Genomic DNA, 4,981 nt, shown 5'->3' on the forward strand with positions numbered 1-4,981 from the left:
CGACGGCAGCGTCGCCTCGGTGATCGAGGAGAAGCGCCTGGACCCGTACATCATGCTCAGCGGCAAGGGCGAGGCCTTCTCGTGGGAAGCGGGCTTGCGCTACGAGACCACGGAGTCGAAGGTGGAATACCTCGAAGACGAGGAAAGCGAAGGCCGCGTCAGCAAGGACTACAACGAACTGCTGCCGTCGGTGAACCTGCGCTGGAACCTGGGCGATGCGGACCGCATCAGCCTGTCGCTGGCCAAGACCATCAAGCGTCCGAACTTCAACGAACTGCTGCCGGCCCTGCTGGACGGCGAGTTCGGCGACAACGATTACATCGGCAACCCGGAACTGGACCCGGAGACCGCCAACGGCCTGGACCTCGGGTTCGAACACCGCCTCGGCCGCAAGGGCGTGGTCGGTCTGAATTTCTTCTATCGCGACGTTGAGGACCTCATCGAGATCGTCAACACCGGCGAGCCCAGCGAAGAGATGCAGGACACCTGGGAAGAGATGATCGAGGATGGCGACGCCGTCGACCTGGCCGATGCGATGGCGCAGGAACCGGCTTCGAGCTGGCTGTACACCTCCTCCAACGTCGGCGACGGCAAGGTTTACGGCTTCGAATTCGATGTGTCCACGCCGCTGTCCGCCATCGGTCTGGAGAACACCGGCGTCTTCGCCAACTACTCGTGGGTGAAGTCCAAGGTGGACGACTTCCTCGGCGAGCGCCGCTTCAACGACCAGGCCAAGTCTGTCTACAACATCGGCTTCATCCAGGACCTGCCGACGCTGGGCGCCAGCTTCGGCGCAACCTACCGCAAGCAGGGTGACGCGTACACGCGCCTGCTGGGTGAAGAAGTGCTGATCCGCTACGGCGGCGAGCTGGATGTGTTCGTGGAGAAGCGCTTCGGCAAGAGCGTGTCGGTGCGCCTGAGCGCCAACAACCTGCTGGATGCGAGCAAGGACGAGTTCTTCGACAAGTTCGACACGCTGCAGGACCAGATCGACCGCGACTACGACGAGTACGAGCTGGAAACCGAAGAGGCCGGCCCGAGCTACCAGCTGGTCATGCGCTGGGCGTTCTGATCCGCGACGTCTCCACGCTCCAGGCAGAAAGCCGGCTCACGCCGGCTTTTTGCTTTGTAGGGTTGCGGAGTTTGATGCAGACTTCCCTCATCACCTGCCGCCCTGCCCTCGCCATGAAGACCGTCGAAGTCCGCCACCCGCTCGTCCAGCACAAGATCGGCCTGTTGCGGAACGCCGGCCTCAACACCAAGGATTTCCGCGAACTGGTGACCGAGCTGGGCACCCTGCTGGCCTACGAGGCCACCGCAGACCTGGAACTGACGACCGAAACGATGGCGGGCTGGGCCGGGCCGGTGACGGTGAAGAAGATCGCCGGCGCCAAGATCACCCTGGTGCCGATCCTGCGCGCCGGCCTGGGCATGCTGCCGGGCGTACTCGCGCTGATCCCCACCGCGCGCGTCAGCGTGGTCGGCCTGCAGCGTGACGAGGAAACGCTGCAGCCGGTGCCCTACTTCGAGAAGCTGACCGGACGGCTGGAGGAGCGCGATGCGCTGATCCTCGACCCGATGCTGGCCASCGGCGGCACGCTGATCGCCACGATCGACATGCTCAAGCGCGCCGGGGCGAAGCGGATCAAGGGCATCTTCCTGGTCGCCGCACCCGAAGGCCTGAAGGCGCTGGAAGCGGCGCACCCCGATGTCGAGGTCTACACCGCGGCCATCGACGAACGCCTCAACGACAAGGGCTACATCCTGCCGGGCCTCGGCGACGCCGGCGACCGCATCTTCGGCACGCGGATCGGCTGAAATCCCGCTGTTGCGGGAGCGATGTCAGTCGCGACGGCAAGCCGCCGCGTCGCGACTGACATCGCTCCCACCGCCTTAACCGGTTATGCGGCCAGCGGGCGCGCGTGCAGTTCGGCGACTTCGTGGGCGACGCCGAACTTGCCCTTCTCGTCGCGGGTCACCTGCGCCAGTGCGCAGCCCGGGTCGTGGGTGAAGAACAAATGGACGTTGCGCGCCAGCTTGTCTTCAGGAAGGCGCGCTTCTCGTCGATCAACAATTCGGCATTGCGGTCGTAGCCCATGGTGATGGGCACGTGCACCCACGACCGGCCCGGGATCAGGTCGGCGCAGAACACGACGCCACCCTGCGGCTGGCCGTCCACGCCCGCTGCACCGACCACCTCCGCCAGCATCAGCCCCGGCGTATGGCCATCGCTGAAGCTGAAACGGACCGCGCGGCCCAGCGCAACGGAGTGCTCGCCGGATACAAGTTCCAAGCGCCCACTGGCTTCCAGCAATGGCTGCAACTCCGGGATGAAGCTCGCGCGATCGCGCGGATGCGGCTTCAGCGCGCGCTGCCAGTGATCGGCGCCGACGATGAAGGTCGCGTTGGGGAACAGCAGTTCCGGCGCATGCCCTTCCTGCCACGGCGCCAACAGGCCGCCCGCGTGGTCGAAATGGAGATGGCTGAGCACCACGACATCGATGTCTTCATGCGAAAAGCCGGCGTCGCGCAGCGAATCGAGCAGCACGTGGCGCTCTTCCTGCACACCGAAGCGCGCGCGCATCTTCGGTTCGAAGAAGGCGCCGATGCCGGTCTCGAACAACACGGTCTTGCCGTTGAGCGGCTGCACCAGCAGCGCGCGGCAGGCCAGCTCGATGCGGTTCTCCGCATCGGGCGGCGACCACTTTTCCCACATGGCGCGCGGCGCGTTGCCGAACATCGCGCCACCATCGAGTTTCTGGGAATTGCCCAGCAGCGACCAGAGCTTCATGGCCCCGATTCTACGCCTCTCAGCGTGACGGGGCTGACTCGACGACCTTGGCTGCGCCGACAGGATTGCGCGGGTCGCTGCCACCCATCAGGGTGTTGGTGGTCTTGTCCCACTCCACCGTCTGCAGGTTGCCCCACACGTGGCTGGAACCGCGGCCGCCCTGGGCGCTGTTGCCGGGCACCTTGAAGCGGTGCCCCATGGCTTCCAGTGTCTGCTGCGTGGCCTGGCTCAGCGCGTCGGTCTCCATCTCGATCAGGTCCGGCATCCACTGGTGATGGAAACGTGGCAGCGCAGCGACGGCCTGCGGCTCGAGCCCCGCGTCGTAGCCGAGGATGCCCAGCAGCACCATGGTGATGATGCGGCTTCCGCCCGGCGTGCCGAGTACCGCGACCTTGTCCGGCGACTCGAGGAACGTCGGCGTCATCGAGCTGAGCATGCGCTTGCCGGGCTTCGGCGCGTTCGCGTCGTAGCCCATCACGCCGAAGGCATTCGGCGTGCCCGGCTTCAGCGCGAAATCGTCCATCTCGTTGTTGAGCAGCACGCCCGTGCCGGGCGGCACCAGCCCGGAGCCGTACAGCAGGTTGACGGTCTGGGTGCCGGCGACGCGGTTGCCTTCGGCATCGATGATGGAGAAGTGCGTGGTCTCTTCGTCCTCGAGCGGCGTCTGCAGGCCGGACAGCTGATCGCTGGGCGTCGCCTTCTGCGGATTGATCGTGGCGCGCAGCCCGGCCGCGTAGTACGGGCTGGTCAGCGTCTTCATCGGGATCTCGACGAAGTCGGGATCACCCAGGTAGAAGGTGCGGTCGCGGAAGGCGCGGCGCATCGATTCCACCACCAGGTGCGTGCGCTGCGCTTCGTCCAGCTCGGACAGGTCGTAGGCATCGAGGACCTGCAGCATCTGCGTCAGCGCCACGCCACCGGATGACGGCGGCGGCGCGGTGGTCACCTGCCAGTCGTTGTACGTGAAGGTCAGCGGGGCGCGCTCGCGCACGCTGTACCCGGCCAGCTCCTTCGCAGTCCATTGCCCGCCCTCGGCCTTCACGCCGGCCAGCAGCAGCTTGGCGGTTTCGCCGCGATAGAACCCGTCGAAGCCCTGCGCAGCCAAGCGTTCCAGCGTGCGCGCCAGGTCGGGCTGCCTGAAGACGTCGCCCTCCTTGATCGGCTTCCCGTCCACCAGATAGACGGCACGCGTGCCCTTGTAGCGCTCCATGACCTCGCGGCGCGCCTGGTAACCGCGTGCCATGCGTGCATAGACGGGGAAACCTTCGCGCGCGGTGCGGATCGCCGGCGCCAGCGACGCCTTCAGCGGCAGTCGTCCGTATTTCTCCGCCAGGTGCACGAAAGCGGCTGGCAAGCCGGGGATGCCGGCCGCCCACGGGCCGTTCTCGGCGCGATCACGGTTGAAGTCGCCATTCGGCAACAGGTACCTGTCGGGCGTGGACGCGGCCGGCGCGGTTTCGCGCGCATCGATGAAGACGTCCTTGCCGGTCTTGCCATCGTGCAGCAGGAAGAAACCACCGCCACCGAGGCCTGAACTGATCGGCTCCACCACGGAAAGCGTCGACGAGACGGCGATGGCGGCATCGAACGCGTTGCCGCCCTGCGCAATGACGTCCAGTCCCGCCTGCGTGGCGAGCGCATGGGCGCTGGCGATGGCGGTGCCAGGGGGGTGGGACGGAGCGGAGCTGCGGACTGCGTCGGCAGCCAGCGCGGCGGGCACGAACGCGACGAAGAACAACAGCACGAACAGACGGCGAGGAATCACGACTTCTCCTGGAACGGCTACCGGGGCGAAGCGCGTGCGTACATGGCGATCAGCCGGCCTGCAGCCTCAGCATCTTCGCCAGCAGGGCTTCGTGGGTCTCAGGATACGCCGGATCGGGGTCGATGCACTCGACGGGGCACACGACGACACATTGCGGTTCGTCATGATGGCCGACGCATTCGGTGCAGCGCGCCGGATCGATCACATAGATCGTCTCGCCCATCGAGATGGCCTGGTTGGGGCAGGCCGGCTCGCAGACATCACAGTTGACGCACAGTTCATTGATCTTGAGGGACATAAGGTTGCCGTCATCCCGGCGCAAGCCGGGACCCAGCGACTTCATCGCGGCATTCGCCGGGGTACCGAACCACTGGATCCCGCCTTCGCGGGGATGACCTTTCCGCCGAAGCGTGGCCGCCCAAGGG

4 protein-coding genes and 1 pseudogene are annotated in these 4,981 nt (G+C 66.1%); 2 read left to right on the forward strand and 3 right to left on the reverse strand.

Annotated features, from left to right (window positions below; translation table 11 throughout):
* A partial coding sequence (locus AC04L7_RS12200; protein ID WP_475513094.1) for a TonB-dependent receptor domain-containing protein occupies positions 1-1,072 on the forward strand: 1,072 nt, incomplete at its 5' end.
* Between the two features lie 113 nt (positions 1,073-1,185).
* On the forward strand, positions 1,186-1,818 hold the full coding sequence (upp, locus tag AC04L7_RS12205) for a uracil phosphoribosyltransferase (protein WP_475513095.1): 633 nt from the start codon (positions 1,186-1,188) through the stop codon (positions 1,816-1,818).
* Between the two features lie 83 nt (positions 1,819-1,901).
* Here the strand turns inward: upp and AC04L7_RS12210 are convergent.
* The 3 genes and pseudogenes from AC04L7_RS12210 to AC04L7_RS12220 form a co-directional block, all read right to left on the reverse strand.
* Positions 1,902-2,791, reverse strand: a pseudogene (locus AC04L7_RS12210) (MBL fold metallo-hydrolase).
* A 19-nt stretch (positions 2,792-2,810) separates the two neighbouring features.
* Positions 2,811-4,511: a gamma-glutamyltransferase gene (gene ggt / locus AC04L7_RS12215; RefSeq protein WP_436001068.1), complete on the reverse strand. Its 1,701-nt coding sequence runs from the start codon at positions 4,509-4,511 to the stop codon at positions 2,811-2,813.
* A 94-nt stretch (positions 4,512-4,605) separates the two neighbouring features.
* The gene (locus AC04L7_RS12220) at positions 4,606-4,854 is read right to left on the reverse strand and encodes a YfhL family 4Fe-4S dicluster ferredoxin (RefSeq protein WP_055940809.1); all 249 of its coding nucleotides are present in this window, start codon (positions 4,852-4,854) and stop codon (positions 4,606-4,608) included.
* Positions 4,855-4,981 lie beyond the last annotated feature (127 nt).

It is taken from the genome of Pseudoxanthomonas sp. LjRoot204_2 (assembly GCF_056175765.1).